The organism is Legionella massiliensis, assembly GCF_000756815.1.
Classification (GTDB): domain Bacteria; phylum Pseudomonadota; class Gammaproteobacteria; order Legionellales; family Legionellaceae; genus Tatlockia; species Tatlockia massiliensis.
In genome coordinates, this window is record NZ_CCVW01000003.1 from 225,050 (window position 1) to 247,241 (window position 22,192).

Sequence of the window (22,192 nt, forward strand, 5' to 3'; positions counted from 1 at the left end):
TCGAAGGATGCGCCATATTTAGGCTTTCGGGGAATAGGGCTTAAAGGTTTTCTATTTATCTATTAATTCTTAGCTTGGCGGCTACAGACGACACGCCAAGCTAAGGTTACTGTATTTATAATTAAGTTCGAACCCTCAAAGTAAGCACATCACAATCTGCACGATGAACTATGGCATGGGCGGTACTCCCTAGAAATGCAGGTAGAGCACTAGGTGTATGGCTACCGATGATAATGAGGTTTGCTCCTAACTTTTTAACCGTATCAAGAACATGTTGCTTAGTAGAGCCTATTTCTACATGCTGCTGTTCAGGAGGGATATTAAGAGCATCGCCTAATAATTTCATAACTGTTAAGGCGTCTTCCTTTGAAGGAGTGGGAAATTCTGCAAAACCTAAACTTTGAGCTAATTGTAAGGATGGTGGGGGCTCGATGACATGGAGTAGATGGAGTTTAGCACCAAAACATTTAGCTATATCGACGGCTTGTTTGCAAATATCAAAGTGACTCCCACTTAGATCCGTAGCATGTAAGATGGTTGTATACACGATTCCCTCGCTTAGTAAAAAACTGTTAGTCTAATTGTAGTTTAAACTCTAATGAACATAAATTGTAACCTCTTTCCGCGACCAAGGTTCGTAGTTCAACCCCATCAATCATGATAGGTTGGCTAGCAATTTCTAAGAGGGGAATAAAAACAAAGTGACGTTCATGTAATCTCGGATGTGGGATTTGCAGAGTTTGGCTATAAACTTCAACTGTGCCATATAAAAGAATATCAATATCCAGGGTTCTCGCACCCCAACGAATTTTTCGGATACGCCCTTGTTGATGTTCTATCTTTTTACAAAGACTAAGCAACCTCTGTGGTGTCAGAGTCGTTTTTAAGGCAACAGCGGTGTTGCAAAAATGAGGTTGAGCTTTCCTGCCCCAGGCCTTAGAGCGATAAAAACTTGCTACTTTGTAGAGTTGAGTGTCTGGCAGTTGTCGCAGTGCACTAATTGCCTGCCTAAGCTGGCGCTCAGGCGAATTAAGATTAGAGCCTAAGCCGAGATAGCATAGGGTCATGATGTATGCTTAGGCTTACGACGTCTTTTGCGTTTCGGTGAGGCTTGGGGAGTTAGAGCCGTTATCATTTCAGCTTGTTCAGTTTCGCTGGCATCCTGGAAGCTTGTCCACCATTGGGCTAATTCCATGGACTCATCACCTGCTAGGGCGCGTAAAGCAAGAAAATCATAGGCTGCACGGAATCTTGGATGTTGCAATAAATTAAAAGCTCGGCCACCGTAGCGTTTCGGAAAACGAAATTGTAATAACCACATTTCACGCATAATTTGTGTGAAACGTTTAGGAATCATTATTACTTTGTTTTGCTCGGAAATGACTAGTGACATTGCTTTTTCAAGCGATGGTAGGGGATCTAGACCCTCCTCTTCCTGCAGGCGAAGAGCTCGCGCTTTTAAAGGGAACCAAAGTAGTACTGCAAATAAAAAGGCAGGTGTAACCGGTTTGTTATCGTGGATACGTGTGTCGGTGTTTTCCAAGGCAATGCCAATCAAGGCATTAACAGGGTATTGGCTATCAATAAGCTGACTAGTTTGTTCAAATAATTGGGCAAACAAACCGTGTTCAACCAAGAGGCGTTGTACCGATTCAGCTTCACCACATTGATATAACTTAGTCATTTCATCAAAAAGGCGTGAACTAGAGACATGCCTGATTAAAGGAGCTAGTTTTGCTACGGGCTGAGCGGTTTCTGCGGCCATTTCAAAATGCAGCTTTGCACAGAAACGTATAGCCCTTAACATGCGCACAGGATCTTCTTGATAACGAACAGTCGGATTACCAATGATACGAATTAATCGCTGATGAGCATCATTAACGCCACCAGTAAAATCAACTATTGAGGCATCATCAATGTTGTAATAAAGCGAGTTAATAGTGAAATCTCGTCGCCATGCATCGTCATCTAATGTGCCATATACATTGTCGCGAACAAGCATACCTCGTTCATTAACTTGCTGATTATCATCAATTTCTTCTACTTCAGCCTTTCTGAAAGTAGCGACTTCGATAATATCTCGATGATAGATAATATGGACTAACTTAAAGCGACGGCCAATAATTCGGGCATTGCGAAATAATTTTCTAATTTCAGGCGGTGTCGCATTGGTTGCGATATCAAAGTCCTTTGGAACTTTGCCCAGCAAGAGATCGCGTACGCTTCCGCCGACCAAATAGGCTTGAAACCCAGCACTATTAAGGCGATTCAAAACCTTAAGAGCATTAGGGCTGATATCAGTTTTTGATAAATTATGTTGGCTACGCGGAATTATGTAGCTTAAATCAACAGGAGGTTGATTAGTCCGGTTTTTGCGTAACAGCTTTTTGATTAACTTGATTATTGTCGTCACCTAATTGGGAAGAATAACGCGCGTCATTATAGCTAAAATAGCAGTGAAAGTGAATCGTTTACCTTTTGCCTGGTTAGATAGACAATAGAGTCTTTGAAATTACTACAAATGTGGTCACATGGAATTTGTCGATTTTGTCGCTAGTCTTATAGTGCTGGTAATTCTTGAAATAGTGTTGGGAATTGATAACCTCATTTTTTTATCAATATTGACTGAAAAACTTCCCAAAGAGCAGCGAAAAAATGCTAGGCGCTGGGGTTTGACCTTTGCTTGGGTTACTCGCCTTATGTTGCTGGCCACAGCAGTTGGGCTATCAAAACTAACTAAACCCTTGTTTAGCCTAATGGAGCATGCGTTTTCAGCGCGCGATATTTTCCTTTTGATGGGGGGTATTTTTCTGATCACCAAGGCAACTCAAGAGATTCATAATGAGGTTTTGCAAAAAGATGAAAAAGAGGAAATCCACAGGCATTTCCCAGTTTCCTTTAAAGGGGTTGTTTTGCAAGTCGCGATTATGGATATTATTTTTTCATTGGATAGCGTATTAACGGCAATTGGTTTAACGAGTCATTTTATGGTGATGGCAACAGCGATAACCTGCGCGATTCTGGTGATGATTTATGCGAGTGAGCCTGTTAGTCGTTTTATTGATAAGTATCCAACCCTAAAGATGCTGGCGCTCACATTTTTGATACTGATTGGGACAGTGCTAGTAGCAGATAGTTTTTCTTTTCATATTCCCCGCGCCTATGTTTATTTTGCAATGGGCTTTTCTTTGAGTGTCGAAACACTTAATCTTTTGAAACATTCACGTATGAAAAAAAAATAGGTGTTGCTTTATGCTAGAGATAAAAGCCTTTCATATCATTGCTATGGTTGCCTGGTTTGCAGGCCTTTTTTATTTACCAAGGCTCTTTGTTTATCATGCCGATACCAACGATCAGTTGAGTATCGATCGTTTTAAGATTATGGAGCGTCGCCTTTATTATGCAATTACTTGGCCATCAGCAATTCTAACTACAGTTCTAGGTTTGTTTTTGCTTAGTTACAATCCGTCTTATTACTTTAAGGCTGGCTGGTTTCACGCCAAATTCAGCCTTGTTGTTTTATTATGGATTTATCATTTAAGTTGCGGTCATTATTTAAAGCTGTTCGCTAAAGATAAGAATTCTAAGAATACGCGGTTTTATCGCATATTTAATGAATTGCCTACTTTACTGTTGGTAGCGATCGTGCTGCTAGTGGTTGTGAAGCCTTAATAATACCTTCTCCCCAGACATAGGGAGAAGGTGCCCGAAGGGCGGATGAGGGGCTGCAATAGGTTCCCGCCTTCGCGGGAACGACAAATTTCCTATTCGTATTCAACCATTTCAAAATCTTCTTTCGCTGCACCGCAATCAGGGCAAAACCAGTTTTCAGGCACATCTTCCCAACGAGTGCCAGGCTCAATACCGTCTTCTGGCCATCCCTCTTCTTCATCATAAATAAAACCACAGATTACACAGATATATTTTTTATACTCATTCATCGCATTCACCGCAAGACTCAAAAAATTGAAAGGGGCTAATTTATCTATTGTGAGCACCAAAGTAAAGAAAACACTGTTATATATTTTGTCACTTTAATTAAATGATAGTAGAATGCGTGGTTTGTTTTGGTATAGGGCAAGCGCCTTAAGCGGCGTGAAGCAATCAACAACGTTCGCAATGATCCCTAATTTTCGGAGCAGTCATGACGCATTCTCAACAATTATTTGCACAAGCCCAAGCAGTTATCCCTGGCGGTGTTAACTCCCCTGTACGCGCATTTAAAGGTGTAGGTGGCGATCCCATCTTTTTCAAAGAAGGAAGGGGGGCGTATTTGGTTGATGTTGATGGCCGATCCTATATTGACTATGTCGGGTCATGGGGGCCATTGATCCTTGGCCACTGCGAGCAATCAGTTATAGACGCAGTAGCTGCTGTTTTACATAGCGGTATGAGCTTTGGCGCACCAACGGAGCTTGAGGTTAAGTTGGCGCAAAAAATTGTTAAATTAATGCCGACGATTGAAAAAGTCCGCATGGTAAATTCGGGCACAGAAGCCACAATGACAGCAATTCGTCTAGCGCGTGGATATACTGGCAAAAACAAGATTATTAAATTCAATGGCTGCTACCACGGGCATAACGACAGTTTGTTAGTCAAAGCGGGTTCTGGTTTGTTAACACTAGGTATTCCTTCAACACCCGGCATTCCGGCAAGTATTACTGAGCATACACTGACTGCTGATTTTAATGATCTTGAGCAGACTGCTCGTCTATTCGAACAATATCGTGGCGATATTGCCGCAATTATCCTTGAACCCGTCGCAGGAAATATGGGCTTCGTTTTACCCAAGCCTGGTTTCTTGCAAGGTTTACGTGAACTTTGTGATGCTCATAATGCTTTGCTGATTTTTGATGAAGTAATGACTGGGTTTAGAGTCGCTTTAGGCGGAGCGCAGGCTGTATTCAATATCAAACCCGATCTGACAACCTTAGGAAAGGTTATTGGTGGTGGTATGCCTGTTGGTGCCGTTGGTGGAAAGGCCGAAATTATGTCACATTTGGCGCCAGAAGGACCTGTTTATCAGGCGGGTACTTTATCGGGTAATCCTTTGGCAATGGCTGCTGGTTTAGCTACCTTGACTGAAGTCGAAAAGCCTGGTTTCTATGAGCAATTATCAGCAAATACTAAGACTATGATTGACGGTCTTGCTGAGATTGTTGCCTCCTTTAAGATTCCATTTAACTCAGCATCGCTTGGCGGTATGTTTGGTTTTTGCTTCAATGAGAAAAAGCAGGTATTTGATTATGCAGATGTTGCTTCGTCTAATGAAGTTTTATTTAAGCAATTTTTCCACGGGATGTTACAAAAGGGTGTTTATTTTGCCCCATCAATGTATGAGGCAGGTTTTGTTTCTTCAGCGCATCAGGAAGAAGAAATCAAAATGACTCATTTAGCAGCAGAGTCAGTGCTGGCTAAATTGGCAGAGGTAAAGGCTTAATGAGAAAGTATCATGTTTACGGTATTGGTAATGCCCTAGTTGATAGCGACGTTCAGGTCGATGAGGCTTTTTTACAAGCGCAGCAAGTCGAAAAATCTGTAATGACCTTGACTGATGAGGAGACCCATCAACGTTTGCTCAATGCTATATCTAGCTATAACTGCCATAGTGGTTGTGGTGGTTCAGCCGCGAATACCATGATTGCCCTAAGCCAGTTTGGCGGACATGGATATTACAGTTGTAAAGTGGCTGATGATGAAGCTGGGCGTTTATTTTTACGTGAGTTAAGAGCCTTAAAACTTGATTGCAATCTAAGCTTTGAAACCTTATCTCCTGGGGTAACAGGGCAATGCCTGGTTTTGGTAACGGAAGATGCGCAACGCTCAATGAATACTCATTTAGGTATTTCTGAGACCCTAGGTCCAGACGTTTTGGATTTAGAGGCTATTGCAGACTCCGAATATGTTTATCTTGAAGGCTATTTGGTGACTTCACCAACAGCAAGAAAGGCGCTATTAGCCGCTAGAAGACATGCTAAAGAATCTAAGACAAAGGTAGCTATGACGCTGTCTGATATCAATATGGTGCGTTATTTTAAGGTGGAGCTATTAACGATCATAGATGGTAAGGTTGATCTCTTGTTTTGTAATGAAGAAGAGGCCTTGCTATTTACCGGCGCAGAGTATTTAGAAAAAGCAATTGCTCTGCTACAACCTTTTGCGAATCATTTGGTGGTCACCTGTGGAAGCCAAGGAGCCGTATTAGCTATCGATGGCGAAGTGATAGCCATTCCAACTAAAGCAATTCAAGCAATAGATACTGTTGGCGCAGGCGATATGTTTGCTGGCGCTTACCTTTATGCGATTACTCATGGTTATGCGCCACAGCAAGCAGTGGAGCTTGCTAATAAGGCGGCGGCTGAAGTTGTTAGTCAGTATGGCGCACGCCTAAGTGAGCAAAAGGTTGTATCGGTAAGGGAAGCCTTTATTGCTTCGAATTATAGTTTTGCTAAGCGAACTTATAACAAAGCTGCAAAGGCGGCTGAGCTTGAGGTGGTTGAATAGAGCTCTCTCTTCTAAGAGAATTGTTTGCTGTCGGCTGGGCTTGTCAGCTCAATGGCACTTAGAAAGCTGTGTAAAAAATGCTTTTGTGCACCTCTCCACCGCGCGTAGCGTGGGGGAGAGGGTTGGGGACACTGCCGTTAAGTTAAGGGCATTTGTCATTCCCGCGAAGGCGGGAAACCATCTCTACATTGGCACTGTGCTTAGCTAGAAATGGTTTCCCGCCTTCGCGGGAATGACAAAACCTTCCTTAACCTAATGGCAGTGAGGGTTAGGGAGAGGGGAACATTTGGCGCATGAGCTAGACCTCATCGGTCATTTTTTGTATAGCTTTCTAAGTGCCATTGGGCTTGTCAATTTTTTATCTTCACTTAACTCCAATCCAGAACTGTCCCATGTTTCGAAATAGCCTTGAGTATTTGCGTCAATTCCTGGTCTGATATGCTGAAAAGGCTATTTCCACGCAAATTCAGTGAGCTGAGGTTTTGGGGGATATCTGCCAGAACTTTGGCTAAATCACCCTCAGTAAACTCCTTGCTAATAATTAGTCCAAGAGAATTATTACTCAAATCTAGAAACCTCAGGTTTTTTGGAAGAGCCGCAAAGACTTTGGCTAAACTCTCGTCAGAAATTAAACTAAGAGAATTATTACTCAAATTTAGCGTTCTTAGGTTTTGGGGAAGCGCCTTAAAGCCTTCGACAAGTATAGAAAAGCTATCAACTTCGCCAAAATAATTGTCACTTAAATCAAGAGAAGTGACATTTTCGGGGATAGCTTGGAGTGTTTCATATAGTTCAGAGTTATTGAGGTCGAGAGGAAAACAACCTGTCAATTTAAGGGTGGTTACATTTTTAGGAAGCTCTTTAAAGGCTGAGGCTAATTGTGTGCCTCTATATTCATTGAAGTGGTTATAAGCCAAATCAAGTGAGTTAAGGTTTTCAGGAATAGCTTTTAAGATCTGTACAAATTGGTCGCTAGATTTTTCGCCAAGACTATTGCCTCCTAAATTAAGCGAAGTTAGATTTTTGTGAAGCGCTTTTATAAGCTTGGTGATCTCAGAGCCTCTAAATTGCGAAAGTTGATTACATCTTAAATCAATAGAGGTGACATTTTCAGGGATAGCGTTTAAGGCTTTGCTTAGCTCATTGATAGATAACCTAAAAAAGTCATTATAGCCCAAATCAAGTGAAGTGACAGTTTGGGGAATAACTTTGAAGATGGTGGCGAATTCATTAGCATCCATGTCGATGCATCCACTCAGATCAAGCGAGGTTATGTTTTGGGGTGGCAAGGCAAGTGTTTTAAAGGAGGTAGAGGGTATAACATGAGAGATTCTAGCAGATAAACGAAGCTCTTTAGGGATGGCAAGTAGAGCAGGGATAGATAGAGTATTGCTATTTTCTATTTCACAATAAGTCATTTGAACTCTCCTCATTTGGATCTATGTTCTTGATGCTTAGGCTAATGACGGTGCTTCTCTAAGGGAGAACTGCCATTAAGTTAACGCCAGTTATGGATAAGAAAGATTTTGTCATTCCCGCGAAGGCGGGAAACCATCTCTACATTGGCTCTGTGCTTAGTTAGATATAGATTCCCGCCTTCGCGGGAATGACAAATGCTCTTAAGTGCCCTAAAGGGCATGGTACATTAATTAACAGTTAGTTTAAATGCATTTCATTTTTTTGAGTACCGTATAAAATACTGTACTCAATCCACTCTGAGATTGATCAGATCACCAACCTTTTCAGCCATGAGCACTTCTTCATCCCCACGAATAACCAAAACAGGTTTACCTCTTTGGGAAATCTGATGGCAGCTGTTATCACTACGAATGCAGTTAAGTTGTTGATCGAGCTCAAAACCTAGATGTTCTAAAGGCAATAGTGTTTTTTCACGAATAAGTGCTGCATTTTCGCCAACTCCGCCAGTAAAAATTAAGGCATCGAGCTTTGCAAGTTGGCTGCAATAGGCGCCGATGGTTTTTTGGATCGCATAAATATAGATTTCAAGGGCTAGGATTGCGGCTTCGTCATTAGCCTGGGCGCGAGCAATTAATTTACGCATGTCATTTTCATCGGCTATACCCTTCAAACCACTTTGTTTATTAAGCAGCTTATCAACTTCAACAATTGACATGCCTTGTTCTTGCAAGTAAAAAATAATTGCCGGATCAATATCACCGCAGCGCGTACCCATCACCAGACCAGCAAGCGGTGTCATACCCATTGTGGTATCGAAGGATTTTCCGTTTTTAACTAGGCAAGCACTAGCGCCATTGCCTAAGTGCAAAGTAATAAAATTACAGGTCTCAAGAGGCTTGTTTAAAAAATTAGCTGCTTGTTTGACAACATACTCATGATTGATGCCATGAAAACCATAACGCCTGATTTGATAGCGATCAGCGATTGTCGTATTGATTGCATAATGGCGTACATGTGGTGGCATGCTATGGTGAAAACCGCTATCAAAAATTGCTACATGGGTAGCTTTTGGATAATGCCATTGGGCAAATTCGATGCCTAGTGCATTGACAGGATTGTGTATTGGTGCGAGTTTTGCGAGGTTTTTTATTTCTGCGAGGACCTTTGCATCAATTACCGTGGGTAAAAAATAATTATTACCGCCATGTACGACACGATGGCCAACTCCTTTAACTGGATGATCTTTTAGTTCCTGCTTCAGTTTATCAGCCAAAGCTCTAAAGGCTTCTTCATGTGATTTAAACTGCTGATAACTAGTTTCTTTGCTTTCTCTGCTATGATGCCAGGCACTTTCAGACTCACCGATTCCTTCTATTAAGCCGGAAACAAGAGGAGTCAATGTTTCATCATAGACCTTATATTTTATTGAGGAACTACCGGCATTGAGAGTTAGGATGCTCATGAATTATCTCCTTGTGCCTGAATTGCGGTCACTAAAATGGTATTGATTATGTCATCTGGTGTGCAGCCCCGACTAAGGTCGTTGACCGGCTTATTTAAACCAAGTAATACCGGACCAATTGCCAAGGCGCCACTTTCACGTTGAACCGCTTTATAGGTGTTATTTCCTGTGTTCAGGTCTGGAAAAATAAGCACATTGGCATTGCCTGCAATCTTGGAGTCAGGTAATTTTTTTGCAGCAACTTGGGTGTCAACGGCCGCATCGTATTGCATAGGACCTTCGGCTAAGAGATCTGGTTTTAAGCTTTTTAAAAGCTCCATTGCCTTGGCAACTTTTTCAACGCTTTCGCCCTTACCAGAATCGCCTGACGAATAGGATAAAAGGGCTACTTTGGGCTCAAGCCCAAGACTTATAGCGATTTGCGCTGCCTGGATAGCAATTTCAGCAAGGGTTTGGCTATCAGGCTCTGGATTTATGGCGCAGTCACCATAAATCAGCACACGAGCGGGCATACACATGATGAAAATCGAAGAAACCTTCGCAGCACCTGGTTTTGTTTTGATAATTTCCAGTGCAGGCCGCACGGTATCGGCAGTGGTGTGTTCTGCGCCAGAAACCATGCCATCGGCATCGCCACAATAGACCATCATTGCCGCAAAATAATTGACATCAGTCATGCGCTCAAGAGCAATAGGCAGATTCACATTTTTATGTTGGCGTAATAGGTAATACTGTTGGGCATAAACTTCTTTTTTATCGGATTTTTCGATCTCGATGATATTAATTCCCGATAAATTGATATCGAGACGTTTGGCTTGCAAGAAAATTTTTTCTGGCTTGCCTAATAAGGTCAGTTTTACCGCACCACGTTGGATTAGGTGAGCTGCTGCTTGTAAAATTCGTGGATCATCGCCTTCGGGAAGAACAATATGCTGAATGGCTTGTTTAGCTTTGTTGATTAACTCATAAAGGAAAACGGCGGGGCTGAGTTGTGGTTTATAGGTCTTATCTTTCAGTAACTTCATTAAGGGTTCAGTAAAATAGGGGCGCATTGCGTCAATAGCTGCCTGAACCTTCAGAGGAGAATTTTTATTCAGGCTATATTTTGCTGAATAAAGGGTTGTTGCCGTTCCATAGGTTGTAAGATGAGTTAGCAAAACGGGGAAGGGACGTTCAAGCCCTGCAATAATATCTCGAATGATAGGCCCAGGAAGCTCGCCCCCTGTCAGCACAATACCAGCAATTTTAGGATAAAAGGCAGATTGGTCAGCTAAGAGGGTTCCTAACAGGATATCAATGCGATCATCAGGGGTAATGATGAGCATACCACCGCGGTCTAAGCGTGATTCTAAGAAATTACCGATAGTCTTTGCGGCAATAGTAAATTGTCTGACTGGGCGATTTAACTCATCCTTCCCAAAGAGAACCTTTGCCTGTAGCTTTGATGCGATTTCCTGGACTGTGGGATTGGCCAAAGGTTCAAATTCAGGAATAACAGCAATGAGCAACATAGCTGGCAATTGAGTTTGAAAACGTTTAAGGGCTTCGTCCTGGTCAAAGCTTGCTACGCGATTAATAACAACCCCGACAACACGAGTATGGCTTTTTTTGCTCATTTCCAAGGCTGTATTGATCAGGGCAAGCGTATGCTCTAGCGTTCGGTCTTTTGCGGAGACTGTCAGGACAACTTCGCAATTGAGTTGGTAGGCAAGAGTCAAATTAAACTGGTATTCAAAGACATCATTGTCACTTTCAAAATCAGTTCCCTCAAAAAAGGCAAATTCGTCATTCCCCATTTTAGTTGCTTCAAGAACTGAGGCCACTAAGTCATCAGGTTGGGTATGCATTAGAGCGATTGCTTTACTGACATCCATCAAGGGAATCAGTTTTTGCTGACTAATCTCTTCTAATAAAGGAGCTTGTGACTCATCAGATTCAGAAAAGAGTTTGAAGCAACGCAAAGACTTTTGATGTTCTTTTAGAAGAGAGAGCAAGCCAAGGGAAACAAAGGATTTGCCTGGTCTTTTTTCTATTCCTGTTAGATAAATCTTATTATGCATAGCAAACTCCTATAGCCTATTGAGCTCTATTAAATATAGCTGATGTTTCATTTGTATAAATATCGCATGAATCAAGTAAAATTAGAACTTACTGGTTAATTAACTTCAATATTTGTAAAGAAATTGCAGGGTTTTGTAAGAACTTTATTTACTTGCCCTTTATGCATAGACAGCTAAAAAATTGCGTGTCATAGTCGGAAAAACAGCTAACAAAGGAAACATCTAATGTCGAGAGTGGATAGCAAAAAACGGTTAGAAAGTTATTTTCCCCAGGGTACGATAGCCTTGTTTTTTATCCAGCTTTTTTCGACTCTAAGTTTTAGCGTGCTGTACTCAACTCTAGTCTTGTTTATGACCAGCAAATTAGGTTTTTCACTCACTCTAGCAAACTCAATTACCGGTGTATTTATCGCTATGAATTTTGCTTTGCATTTGCTAGGCGGTTATTTGGGTGGACGGTTTTTTTCAAATAGAGCTTTGTTTTGTCTAGGCATGATCGCTCAGGTTCTAGGCTGTATCTTATTGGCCAATCAAAATAAAGCCTTTCTTTATTACGGTTTAGCGGCTTTTCTAACTGGATGCGGTTTAAATATTACCTGCATTAATTGCATGTTAACCCAACGGTTTCAACCTAAGGATAGTCGCAGGGAAACGGCTTTTTTGTGGAATTATGCAGGGATGAATTTAGGCTTTTTTATTGGTTTTAGTCTAAGTGGATATTTCCAATTATCGCAAGATTATCAGCGCTTATTTTTATTCAGTTCTTTGGGTAATATGATTGCCTTATTTTTATGTCTGTATTTTTGGCAAAGTTTGGCGGATAAAAATAGCTTTTATTCACAATTATCCAAAGACAAACAGAAGAAAATCTGGAAGCGCGGCTTGGTAATTGTATTCTTTTTAGCGATATTCTTAAGTCAGGCTTTGCATTTTTCTGATTGGGTATGCAGGTTGATTCTCCTTATTGGCTTGCTCATGGTGGGAGCTGCCTGTTGGCTGGCTTATCAACAGAACTCAATGCTTGCTCGTGAAAAAATCTTGGCCTTCGCGGTATTAATGGTTGTAAGCACGGTGTTTTGGACACTTTACCAAATAGGACCAATGGGGCTGACCAACTTCATTGCCCATAATGTTGATCGCCGCTTACTGACTATCAATATTCCACCGCAATGGTTTCAAAACATTAATACTCTCTCCATAGTCATTGGGGGGCCAGTCTTAAGTTTGCTCCTGAATCACCTGCGTGGACGCGGTATAAAGATTCATATTCCAACGCAATTTGCCTGTGCTTTATTATTAATCGGTTTGGCTTTCGTGATTTTGCCTTGGGGAATTATGCGGGCAAGCGCAACAGGAATGGTTTCACCAGGTTGGATCCTTGCAAGTTTTATCTTGCAAAGTGCAGGGGAGTTACTTATCTCTCCGATTGGTTATGCCATGATAGGGGCCTTGGCACCACAGTCGCTGCAAGGGGTTATGATGGGCATGTGGATGTTGGCTTCTGGTGTTGGCGCTACCTTATCCAGCTATAGTTCAAACTTGATGATAGCCGGACAAGATAGCCTTTCACCTCTTCTAACTAATAGTGGTTACAGCCGAGTTTTCCTGGAGTTAGGTCTATTTTCTCTTGGAGCGGCACTAGTATTGTGGTTGATAAGTCCGAAACTCACAGTCTGGATTGAAGGGAAGAAGGATAAGGCGTTGTCTTTTAAGTATTCTCGAATTCCCGCGGCTTAGCCCACAAAAAATGTACTCTCTCTTTACGATAGAATTGACTATAATGCCGTTCAGTCGTTAATTTTCAGCTAGCCTATGAGTCATCCTTTTATCCCCATTGAGAAAGCACAGCTCCTGTGGCAAGAGGGGCTGCCTAGATCGCAGGTTTTTGATGATATCTATTTTTCGGCAGAAAATGGTTTGGCCGAAACCCAGCATGTTTTTATCGAAGGCAACCAATTAATCAAACGATGGCAAGCCTTGCATGATGAGTCGCAGGACTCGTTCATTATTGCTGAAACTGGTTTTGGATCAGGGCTTAATTTTTTGTTGACCTGGGCACTATGGATGGAACATGCACCGCAAAATGTCACGCTGCATTTCTTTAGCTGTGAAAAATACCCCTTAGCAAAGGCTGATTTGCAACGTTGTCTTGATTTATGGCCGCAGTTATCCACTCAGGCAAAATCTTTAGTTGAACAATATCCAGTATTAACCCCTGGTTATCACCGCTTGCAATTTGCAGGAGGGCGAGTCAATTTGACTCTAATGCTGGGCGAGGCCAATGATTGTTATAGACAGATGTTGCTTTGTGGTGATGCAAAGCTGGAAAGTCAGCTAAGATCTCACTTTGTAGATGCCTGGTATTTAGATGGATTTTCTCCTGCAAAAAACCAGCAAATGTGGTCAAGTGACTTAGTTGAAACAATCGCGTTGCTCTCGAAACCAGGCACTAGCTTAGCCACTTATTCTGCGGCTTCCCTTGTAAAAACTCATCTTGAGGATTCCGGCTTTTTAGTAAAAAAAATGAAGGGCTTTGGACCTAAGCGCGATATGGTGGTCGCAGAATTTCAAGAGCTAACCACCTTCTCTAAAAAACGACGTACAACCCCTTGGCATACCTCTAAAACCTCCTATAAAACCAAGAAAGCAATTGTCCTTGGTGCTGGTCTGGCAGGTTGTTATACCGCTCATTCCTTGGCTAAACGCGGTTGGCAGGTCGTATTGCTGGATGAAAATTCTAAAGTTGGCCAGGGTGCCTCAGGTAACAGACAGGCTGTACTTTATCCCATGTTTTCCGCTTATCGTTCGCCCCTTAGTGCATTTATGCTCTCTGCTTTTCAATTTGCAAGCCGTGCCTACAAAACCCTGCTTGCATCTGAGCCAATCGGTGAATTGTCAGGTATCTTACAACTTGCCTTTGACGCGAAAGAGTGTCAATCCCAGGATAGCTTGTATCAATGGTTGACTGCCTACCCTGAGCTTGCAGCTTATGTTAATGCGCAGGAGGCTTCGTCTATAGCTGGGATCAAGCTGGATGTGGGCGGTTTATTCATCCAGGATTCAGGCTGGATAAACTCAGTAAACTTATGTGAATTACTAGCAAATACCGCAGGTGTCGAATGGTTTCCCAACACAAGAGTGTCTGAGCTTATACATCAGGATGGCTTCTGGCATGCAGCGGGGCAGAGTGCAGAGGTGCTGGTCATTGCCAATGGTTATCAAGCCAAACAATTTAGTACAACTGCTTATTTACCGATAAAGCCAATCCGTGGGCAAATGACCATGATCAGCGCTAACCAACAGAGTGCCGAACTAAAGATTCCTCTCTGTGGTGATGGTCATATTCTACCTGTTCATAACGATATCCATGCCTTTGGTGCCAGCTATCATTTAGGTGCTAGCGATAAAAACAGTTATTCTGCTGATGATATTGAAAATCTAAATCGCTTAGCTGCTATGCCAGCTAGAATTAACTGGTCTGAGCAAATTAAAGAAAATTGGGTAGGGATTAGGGCAGCCACAACTGACTATTTACCCCTGGTTGGACCGGTTCCAGATGAAAACAGCTTTATAGCCCGTTTTTCTTCACTATCAACCAACGCCAGGCGGTGGCTTCCAAGCTCTGGTGCCTATCTTCCTGGTTTATATCTCTGTGCTGGTTTTGGCTCCAGAGGACTAACCAGCGTGCCACTCTGTGCAGAATGGCTTGCTTCTGAAATTAATATGGAACCAAGTTTAATTCCTCAGGCAATGATCCAATCGTTGGTACCATCCCGTTTTTTGCTCAAAAGTATAATAAGAAGTTCAAAGTAAGCCGAGCGTAGAGTCCAAATTCTGAACTATACTGTCTAGATAAACTAAAAATGGAGCAAGTCATGGGTAAAAAAGAGAGAAGGCTACCTAATGAGAGCATTGAACCTATGTTGAGTAGTTGTTCAAATTTGGTTAGTTGCATGTGCCAAGAGGAGTCTTGCCGTTTAAGCGAGCTCTTATCACTTCTAAACGATTTTAGACCTTGTCTTAAGTTTGAAAAGAGTACAGAGCTGTTAATCGTCGAACTATTAGACTGGGATGGACTGGCAAAAACACAAGCCAGCAATTTTAAAACTACAGCTCTTGAATTTTCCAGACGTTCTGAGGCAAACCTCTGAGAGGGCGCAAGCCACGTCTCGAACTGAGGTATCCCCACGAATTTGAAATTCAGATGTATGACTAAAAAAATGTATGTTAATCGCTTAAGTTGATCTATTTTTCTGTCATTCCTGCGCAGGCAGGAATCTATCTTCCAAACAGAGTGATTACCTTTGCTTGAGAAATGGATTCCCGCCTACGCGGGAACGACATAAGAAAGAGCATAATGATTTAATAAATAACTATTTTTTTTGAGTTGAAAATTCGTGGGGATACCTCCGGTCTTGAAGGCTTCGAGACAGCGCTACACGCTTCCTCAACTTAAACGGAGCATACCCAGGCGGGAAGATCTTCGAATCCAACCCTGGAAATAGATTTAATTTGGTGTATAATGATTCATTTTATACCTAAATGAGCATTTAGAACCCATGTCAACTCTTCAAGATATCCTAAATGGTGAAACAGCGCTAAGTGAGCTGATTTCACAAAACTTAGAATCTACTCTTGCAGAAGCAGGCTTTGAGTTTGAATTAATCACTGAAAGTGATGATCTTGATGTAGATGAAATTGACCTTCTAGTTGAAGATACCTTCCCAAAAAATGAAGCTGAGAGTTATAAGGCAGGCTATTTACTCGATTCAACAAGCAATACCCTATGTATTAGTTGTAAAAATAAGGGGGTAGTAGTTGGTGTAATCATAGGTTCTATTAGGGAACAGGATGATTTTGTGGATTTGCATACTCTAGCTGTAGACAAGGATTTCCGTGATAAAAAAATAGGCTCGATGTTATTGTTAGCTTTGCATGATATTGCTGTGGAGTTAAATATTTCCTCAATGTCATTAATCTCTTCAGCAGCAGGTAAGAATTTTTATCGTAGTTTTGGCTTTAATGAAATGGCTCTTGACGCATTTGAAACTTTATTGCCATTTGCCCCGACTTTATATGCTAAAAAAGTAACGGATTTCAGCAAATTAAATAGTGAGGTGTATGATACTGAGGATGAAGACTTAGCTGAAGATGCTGAGGCTTCTGAAGACGATGCTGACAGTCATGCAATAGTGTTGAGTAATGACAAAAAGAGACTCAGGCCAAGATTCCCCTTTATTGAAAATTTAGAGCGAGAAAACAAAATATTACACTCGCTGACGAAGAAAGATGTTCATGATAAAAATGGTTCTATATCAAGTCTACCGAATGAGCTCTGCTTAACACTCCCTTAGCGTTGGTAGGCTAGATCTTTTTTTAGTTAGTAGTATGCTATTATTTTTCAATAATTTTTCAGCAGGGATGAGAGCATTAGCCATGGAAACACAAAGAGGTTTGCAGGTCAGTACAAACTCTATAGAAGTTATCCAAAGCATTAATCATTTCCACCATCAAATAGTAGGTTCTGGTAAATTTGCTGAAGATATTTTAAGTGCAGCTGAGCATCATCCAGATAATTTGCTAATACAAACCTATGCCGCTGCATTTTATTTATACGCTCAGGAAAATGTGACAACTAATCTAGCTGCAGCACATCTACTTAAAGCAGAAAAACAATTGCCTAAGGCCAATTTACGTGAGCAGCTCTCTTATCAAGCTGTTCATTCATGGCTTCGCTTGGATTATCAAGCGGCACTCAATCTTTTTAGTGCGCTTACTGAACTTTTCCCACGTGATACCTTGGCTGCTAAATTTGCCGAATGGCTTTTCTACTGCAGTGGGCAAGTTTATCAGTCCCAGCGATTTTTAGCTTTCTGTGAAAAAATGGCTAAATACAACCAAGACGAATCTCATTTTTTAGCAATACATGCTTTTGCTTTGCAGCTTAGCGGTAAACATAAAGCGTCAATGGCTCTAGCTGAACGGGCTATAGATATGGAGTTAATTACTCCCTGGGCTCATCATTGTCTGGCACATGCTTATTTATTTGAAAGTGATCTCGGTGGTGGAATTGCATGTTTGCGACGGTTTCAATCGAGTTGGGAACAAATTCTTCCTTTGCTAAAAGGCCATAATAGCTGGCATTTGGCTTTGTTCTATTTAGCAAATCGTGATGAGACTGAGGTTCTTGCTCTGTTTAACCAGGGGATTTTTGGAACGCTTCCTGAAACTGCTCTTGAGCAATTAGACGCCATCTCGTTGCTATGGAGAATGGATATGGCGGGAATGCCACAAGATAATTTATTCAAGTCAATCGCTAACTACCTTGGCGTTCATCCTTTTGAACCCTACACGGGCTTTAATTCCGCTCATTTTATTTATTGTTTGGCGCGGGCAGGTGAAAAGAAACAAGTTGAAAAGGCTTTAAAGGCGATTCAAAGCTATGCGAATTCATTAGCTGAGGGGTACTCTCGCGAGCTATGGCTAACTGTTAATTTACCTTTTTGCAAAGCAATTAGTTATTTTGTCGAGTCAGACCATCAAAATGTTTGCAAGCTTTTGTCGCCGATCATTGATAGCTGTTTTCAAATGGGAGGAAGTGATGCACAGGACGAATTATTTACCCAGACTTATCTTCTGAGTCTTCTGGGTTGTAAGAAAAAAGATGAGGCGAAACGAGTTTTTACTAATTATTTGGCACATTATGAGAATACAGCCTTAGCAGACTACTGGTTTAGTGGTTTAATTTAAGTTAACGTAAGCTATTGTCTATAAAACCAATAATTATGGCAAAGCGAAGTAAAATTATTATCGCGGTATCAATTTCGGCTCTTGTTATAGGGTTTTTGATATTTATTGCTCATAAGCAGACCTTTTCTCTGCAACGAGACCCAACTGTATTGATGAATAAATATTATTTATTCAAGCAAGATAATCCTGCTGCAGCAAAAAAAGCGCTGCAAATTATTCTCCAACAAGATGAAAACTATTTCCCAGCATTGAAAGAATTAACGGATATCTATCTTAAAGAAAAAAATAATAGAGACGCCTTACCGCTTTTAGAGCGCCTTCATCAATTGCAACCTGAAAATAACCAATATGCTGGGCAATTAGCTTATACCTATTATGAACTTGGTAATTGGGATAAGGCTCTTCAGCTTTTTACTGAGCTTAAAAAACAGCAAAAAGGTACAAAATTAAAAATTGATGCCCAGCTAATGATCAATTCCATGGCATCTTATATACCTAGTTATATCAATTATGCCTATAGGGAAATAGCTCAACCAAAAATCGAATTTAAAGAATCTACCGTCCTCCAAATTCTTTTAGATTTATATTATAAAACCCGTGATAACGAAGCAGATAAAGCGAATGAACTCCTAGCTGTATTACATTTATTATCTCCTAATAAGCCATTGATTAATGAAGAAATTGGCTATCTTGCATTGCAAAAAAAGGATACGAATACTGCGATCTTTTATTTGAGCCTTGCTTTCAATGAGGAGCCTTCAGACAAGCTTGCTTTACAACTCGGTTATCTTTATGCGCTTGAGAAAAAAAATGAAGATGCTGCTTCATATTTTTTGCTCGCCTCTATGTCAAAGGATAAGGAGTTACGGCAAAAAGCCTTAAAAAGTTATGAAATTGTCAGTTATAAACCAACTTTGCAGCCCCAGAATCAGGCTCAGGCTATGCAGGCAACCAGGGAATCATTAATGCTTGACCAATATTATTTGTTGAAAAAAACAAATAAGCAGGCGGCTTGGGTTTTAATCAAGCAAATCATTCGCGAATATCCTAATAATGTCCAAGCCTTGAAAGAGGGGGGCTTTCTCGCTATCGAAGAAAAGTCTACTGCAGATGCTATTGATTTCTTCAAGCGCGCTTATGAATTGACTTATCAGGCCGATTTGGCAATGCAATTAGGTTATCTTTATGGCGAAGTGAGAGATAATTATCGGGCTTACCAATATTTTAAATTTGCCACCAAGACACAAGATAAAGAGCTAGAATTACGCGCTCAGAACGCTATGACTAACCTTGCCGGTGTACAGACAAAGTTTTTACCCGCTCCTTACTTTAGCGAACTCTTTTTTACTCCCTTTAAGCAAAGTCGTTTTGGCCTAACTGTCAGACCCTTAATTGCACGCTTAGGGATTGAGCTGAATGATCGATTTCAGACTAAATCCTATATCGCTTTTCGCCAAACTGATGATAATAAAACACTTAATCTTGGACAGATTCCACAAATTTATGAAGATAATGTTCGTATTATTAGTATCGGTTTACAAGTTACTCCCTTTAAAAAGATACCACTCGTAGGTTTTGTTGAAGCTGGTGGAGCCTATGATTTGGTTTTTCGGAATAGGACCCGCTGGCGTGGTGACCTAAGAGGTGGTTTTATGTATTACAATGAATTGGGAGCAAGGCCAGCCTATTATGATAAGTTAACCTTAGGAGCTAAGTATTATTGTACTCTCTATGCGGATACCTCTTATTTTTCACGTTTTAGGAATAATGTGATTACCACTTTAAAGACTAATCAGGGTATTCGTTTACTGCAATATCACAGCTCTATGTTGAATTTTTATATGACTGGCCGCACTCTCTTTGATACGAATCGCGATTTTTTTAACAATATTGCTGAAGTTGGCCCGGGCTTTAGTATTCAACCGTCGAATCGTTTTAATGCACTGATTCGTTTTGAAGCAATCAAGGGCATGTACCTTCCTGTTGGTAATTCCACAAATCCTTATGGTAAATACTACACTAACAGAACAGTTCAACTTCTTTTATACGTGAAAATGTGATGCCAAATGAAATTATATTAATGCTGTATTTTGTCATGTGGTATTTCCTGGTAGGGCTAGCCGTGCTCTATTCTATTTCTGCAATCGATGATCTGTTTATCGATATTTATTATTGGCTAAGATACTTTGTTCGTTTATGGAAAACCCGACATTATGAGCCCTTAACTTATGAAAAGTTGGTTGATAAAGAAGAGCAATTAATAGCGATATTAGTCCCTTGCTGGCATGAGGATAATGTAATAATAACCATGCTTAAGCATAATTGTTATGCGATCGACTATCGGAATTACTATATTTTTGTTGGGGTCTATCCTAACGATCCAGCAACTATTAACGCAGTGCAATCCGTTGCCAATATTATTCCTAATGTTCAGTGCATAATTGGCGAAAACCCCGGGCCAACCAATAAGGCTGCAAATTTAAATGGCGTTTACCGGCGGGTTAAAGAGTTTGAAAAAGAGCTTGGCCAGCAATTTGAAGTTTTTGTATTCCATGATTCTGAGGATGTTATCCATCCGCTATCATTTAAACTCTATAACTATCTGATTCCCCGCAAGGATATGATTCAAATTCCCGTATTTCCCCTAGAAGTTAATTATTGGAATTTTACTCATTGGCTTTATGCTGATGAATTTGCTGAGAATCATACTAAAGACATTATTGTGAGAGAGTCGATACGGGCCCATGTCCCTTCTGCCGGAGTGGGAACGGCCTTTTCAAGACATGTTTTGCAGGTGCTTGAGGATCCTGCAACCGGAGGGCCATTTTCGATTGATTCCTTGACAGAGGACTACCATACCTCCCTTGCTATCCGTATCAAAAAATTAAAGCAAATTTTTGTTAGTCAATCGATTACCCGTATGCGCTGGGAAAGAAAGGGGCTCTTTCGCAAAGGTTATGTGCAAAGGCCTGTGAAAGAATATATTGCTACTCGAGCCTTGTTTCCTATGGAATATAGCAAGGCTGTCCGGCAAAAATCACGCTGGATAATTGGCATCATTTTTCAAGAATGGAGCCATATAAAATGGCCAAAAGAATGGAGCCTTAGATTTACCTTAGCCCATGATCGCAAAGGGTTGGTAACTCACTTTATCAACGGTTTTGGCTATATCGTTTTCCTATTTTGGGTGATTTACTCATTCTCAACCTATAAAAATCCTGAATATCCTTCCTTACAAGAACAGTTAAACATACATACTTGGGTTTGGTGGTTAATAATCGTTGTTACTATTGTTATGTGTGAACGTCTAATGCAACGTGCAATCGCTATTGTGCGTGTTTATCAATATTGGCTGCCTGCCTTCTTATCAATCCCACGTGCCTTTTATGGCAATGTTCTCAACCTACATGCGATTATTCGTGCCGTCCAAGTCTTTAATGCAGCTTCTAAACCACAGCCAGCACCGGCTGCTAACTCTGCTGCAGCACCAGCAGCTCCAACAGGGAAGGGGCCAGTCTGGGATAAAACTGACCATCAATTTCCTGGCAGTCATATTCTTACACCCTACCGGCGCCGCTTAGGCGATCTTTTACTTGAGAACAAATTAGTCAACAAAAAAGACTTAGAGCGAGCTATTTTGGAAAAGCAAAGAACTGGAGAACGGCTAGGTCAGGTGCTTTTCCGTTTAAATATGATTAGTAATAGAGAATTACTGCAATTATTATCGACACAATATAATTTACGACTATTCCCACAATCTAAGATTGCTGAGGCTAAGAAAAGTTGTAGTGCCTTAGTCCCGAAGAAATTGCTTAAATGGCTTGAAGAGCATGAAACCTCTGTCATTTCTTTTGATGAGCCCAATAATACACTTGTTCTTACTATTGAGGATCCGACAAATGAACTGCTAATTGAGAAAATCATTAATCATATTCAACCTTATAAGGCGCAATTTGTGTTGATTGATAATGAAGGGTAGGCTCAATATTTTAAACCC

18 protein-coding genes are annotated in these 22,192 nt (G+C 41.0%); 11 read left to right on the forward strand and 7 right to left on the reverse strand.

All coding sequences use genetic code 11. From position 1 onward, the window contains the following. Positions 1 to 121: 121 nt before the first annotated feature. The 3 genes from BN1094_RS12610 to pcnB are packed head-to-tail and all read right to left on the reverse strand — an operon-like array spanning position 122 to position 2,383. Positions 122 to 547: a universal stress protein gene (locus BN1094_RS12610; protein ID WP_043874817.1), complete on the reverse strand. Its 426-nt coding sequence runs from the start codon at positions 545 to 547 to the stop codon at positions 122 to 124. A 25-nt stretch (positions 548 to 572) separates the two neighbouring features. Further along, positions 573 to 1,067, reverse strand: coding sequence for a 2-amino-4-hydroxy-6-hydroxymethyldihydropteridine diphosphokinase (folK, locus tag BN1094_RS12615; RefSeq protein ID WP_043874818.1), 495 nt, complete (start codon positions 1,065 to 1,067; stop codon positions 573 to 575). Then, positions 1,064 to 2,383 carry a polynucleotide adenylyltransferase PcnB gene (gene pcnB, locus BN1094_RS12620; RefSeq protein ID WP_044011860.1) on the reverse strand — a complete coding sequence of 440 codons (1,320 nt, stop codon included), beginning with the start codon at positions 2,381 to 2,383 and terminating at the stop codon, positions 1,064 to 1,066. The genes folK and pcnB overlap by 4 nt, the downstream gene beginning before the upstream one ends. 148 nt (positions 2,384 to 2,531) lie before the next feature. On the opposite strand from pcnB, the gene BN1094_RS12625 reads away from it, so the two are divergent. Both BN1094_RS12625 and hemJ read left to right on the forward strand, forming a co-directional pair. Then, a complete protein-coding gene (locus BN1094_RS12625; protein ID WP_043874819.1) occupies positions 2,532 to 3,242 on the forward strand; it encodes a TerC family protein in 711 nt (236 codons plus the stop codon). Between the two features lie 10 nt (positions 3,243 to 3,252). Next, entirely contained in the window at positions 3,253 to 3,672 is a 420-nt protein-coding gene (gene hemJ, locus BN1094_RS12630; protein ID WP_043874820.1) for a protoporphyrinogen oxidase HemJ, read from the forward strand. A gap of 92 nt (positions 3,673 to 3,764) precedes the next feature. Here hemJ and BN1094_RS12635 read toward each other — a convergent pair whose 3' ends face one another. Beyond that, entirely contained in the window at positions 3,765 to 3,941 is a 177-nt protein-coding gene (locus BN1094_RS12635; RefSeq protein ID WP_044011861.1) for a rubredoxin, read from the reverse strand. Positions 3,942 to 4,144: 203 nt separating this feature from the next. On the opposite strand from BN1094_RS12635, the gene hemL reads away from it, so the two are divergent. Next, the gene (hemL, locus tag BN1094_RS12640) at positions 4,145 to 5,440 is read left to right on the forward strand and encodes a glutamate-1-semialdehyde 2,1-aminomutase (RefSeq protein WP_043874821.1); all 1,296 of its coding nucleotides are present in this window, start codon (positions 4,145 to 4,147) and stop codon (positions 5,438 to 5,440) included. Beyond that, positions 5,440 to 6,504: an adenosine kinase gene (locus BN1094_RS12645; RefSeq protein ID WP_081935146.1), complete on the forward strand. Its 1,065-nt coding sequence runs from the start codon at positions 5,440 to 5,442 to the stop codon at positions 6,502 to 6,504. The genes hemL and BN1094_RS12645 overlap by 1 nt, the downstream gene beginning before the upstream one ends. Positions 6,505 to 6,872: 368 nt before the next feature. Here BN1094_RS12645 and BN1094_RS12650 read toward each other — a convergent pair whose 3' ends face one another. The 3 genes from BN1094_RS12650 to pta all read right to left on the reverse strand — a co-directional run bounded on the left by BN1094_RS12650 (position 6,873) and on the right by pta (position 11,445). Continuing rightward, entirely contained in the window at positions 6,873 to 7,922 is a 1,050-nt protein-coding gene (locus BN1094_RS12650; RefSeq protein ID WP_043874822.1) for a leucine-rich repeat domain-containing protein, read from the reverse strand. A 287-nt stretch (positions 7,923 to 8,209) separates the two neighbouring features. Next, a complete protein-coding gene (locus BN1094_RS12655; protein ID WP_043874823.1) occupies positions 8,210 to 9,385 on the reverse strand; it encodes an acetate/propionate family kinase in 1,176 nt (391 codons plus the stop codon). After that, a complete protein-coding gene (gene pta / locus BN1094_RS12660) occupies positions 9,382 to 11,445 on the reverse strand; it encodes a phosphate acetyltransferase (RefSeq protein ID WP_043874824.1) in 2,064 nt (687 codons plus the stop codon). The genes BN1094_RS12655 and pta overlap by 4 nt, the downstream gene beginning before the upstream one ends. A 225-nt stretch (positions 11,446 to 11,670) precedes the next feature. Here pta and BN1094_RS12665 point away from each other — a divergent pair, with 225 nt between their 5' ends. From BN1094_RS12665 to BN1094_RS12695, 7 genes are all read left to right on the forward strand, one after another. Then, the gene (locus BN1094_RS12665) at positions 11,671 to 13,182 is read left to right on the forward strand and encodes a peptide MFS transporter (protein WP_043874825.1); all 1,512 of its coding nucleotides are present in this window, start codon (positions 11,671 to 11,673) and stop codon (positions 13,180 to 13,182) included. Positions 13,183 to 13,257: 75 nt separating this feature from the next. Beyond that, positions 13,258 to 15,258, forward strand: coding sequence for a bifunctional tRNA (5-methylaminomethyl-2-thiouridine)(34)-methyltransferase MnmC2/FAD-dependent 5-carboxymethylaminomethyl-2-thiouridine(34) oxidoreductase MnmC1 (gene mnmC, locus BN1094_RS12670; RefSeq protein WP_043874826.1), 2,001 nt, complete (start codon positions 13,258 to 13,260; stop codon positions 15,256 to 15,258). 62 nt (positions 15,259 to 15,320) lie between these two features. Further along, entirely contained in the window at positions 15,321 to 15,596 is a 276-nt protein-coding gene (locus BN1094_RS12675) for a hypothetical protein (protein WP_043874827.1), read from the forward strand. Between the two features lie 408 nt (positions 15,597 to 16,004). Then, on the forward strand, positions 16,005 to 16,799 hold the full coding sequence (locus BN1094_RS12680) for a GNAT family N-acetyltransferase (protein ID WP_043874828.1): 795 nt from the start codon (positions 16,005 to 16,007) through the stop codon (positions 16,797 to 16,799). 82 nt (positions 16,800 to 16,881) lie between these two features. Beyond that, entirely contained in the window at positions 16,882 to 18,195 is a 1,314-nt protein-coding gene (locus BN1094_RS12685) for a tetratricopeptide repeat protein (protein ID WP_044011863.1), read from the forward strand. A 35-nt stretch (positions 18,196 to 18,230) separates the two neighbouring features. After that, positions 18,231 to 20,255, forward strand: a complete 2,025-nt coding sequence (locus tag BN1094_RS12690) for a tetratricopeptide repeat protein (RefSeq protein ID WP_043874829.1) — start codon at positions 18,231 to 18,233, stop codon at positions 20,253 to 20,255. Further along, entirely contained in the window at positions 20,255 to 22,174 is a 1,920-nt protein-coding gene (locus tag BN1094_RS12695) for a glycosyltransferase (protein WP_052403279.1), read from the forward strand. The genes BN1094_RS12690 and BN1094_RS12695 overlap by 1 nt, the downstream gene beginning before the upstream one ends. The last annotated feature ends 18 nt before the right edge of the window (positions 22,175 to 22,192 follow it).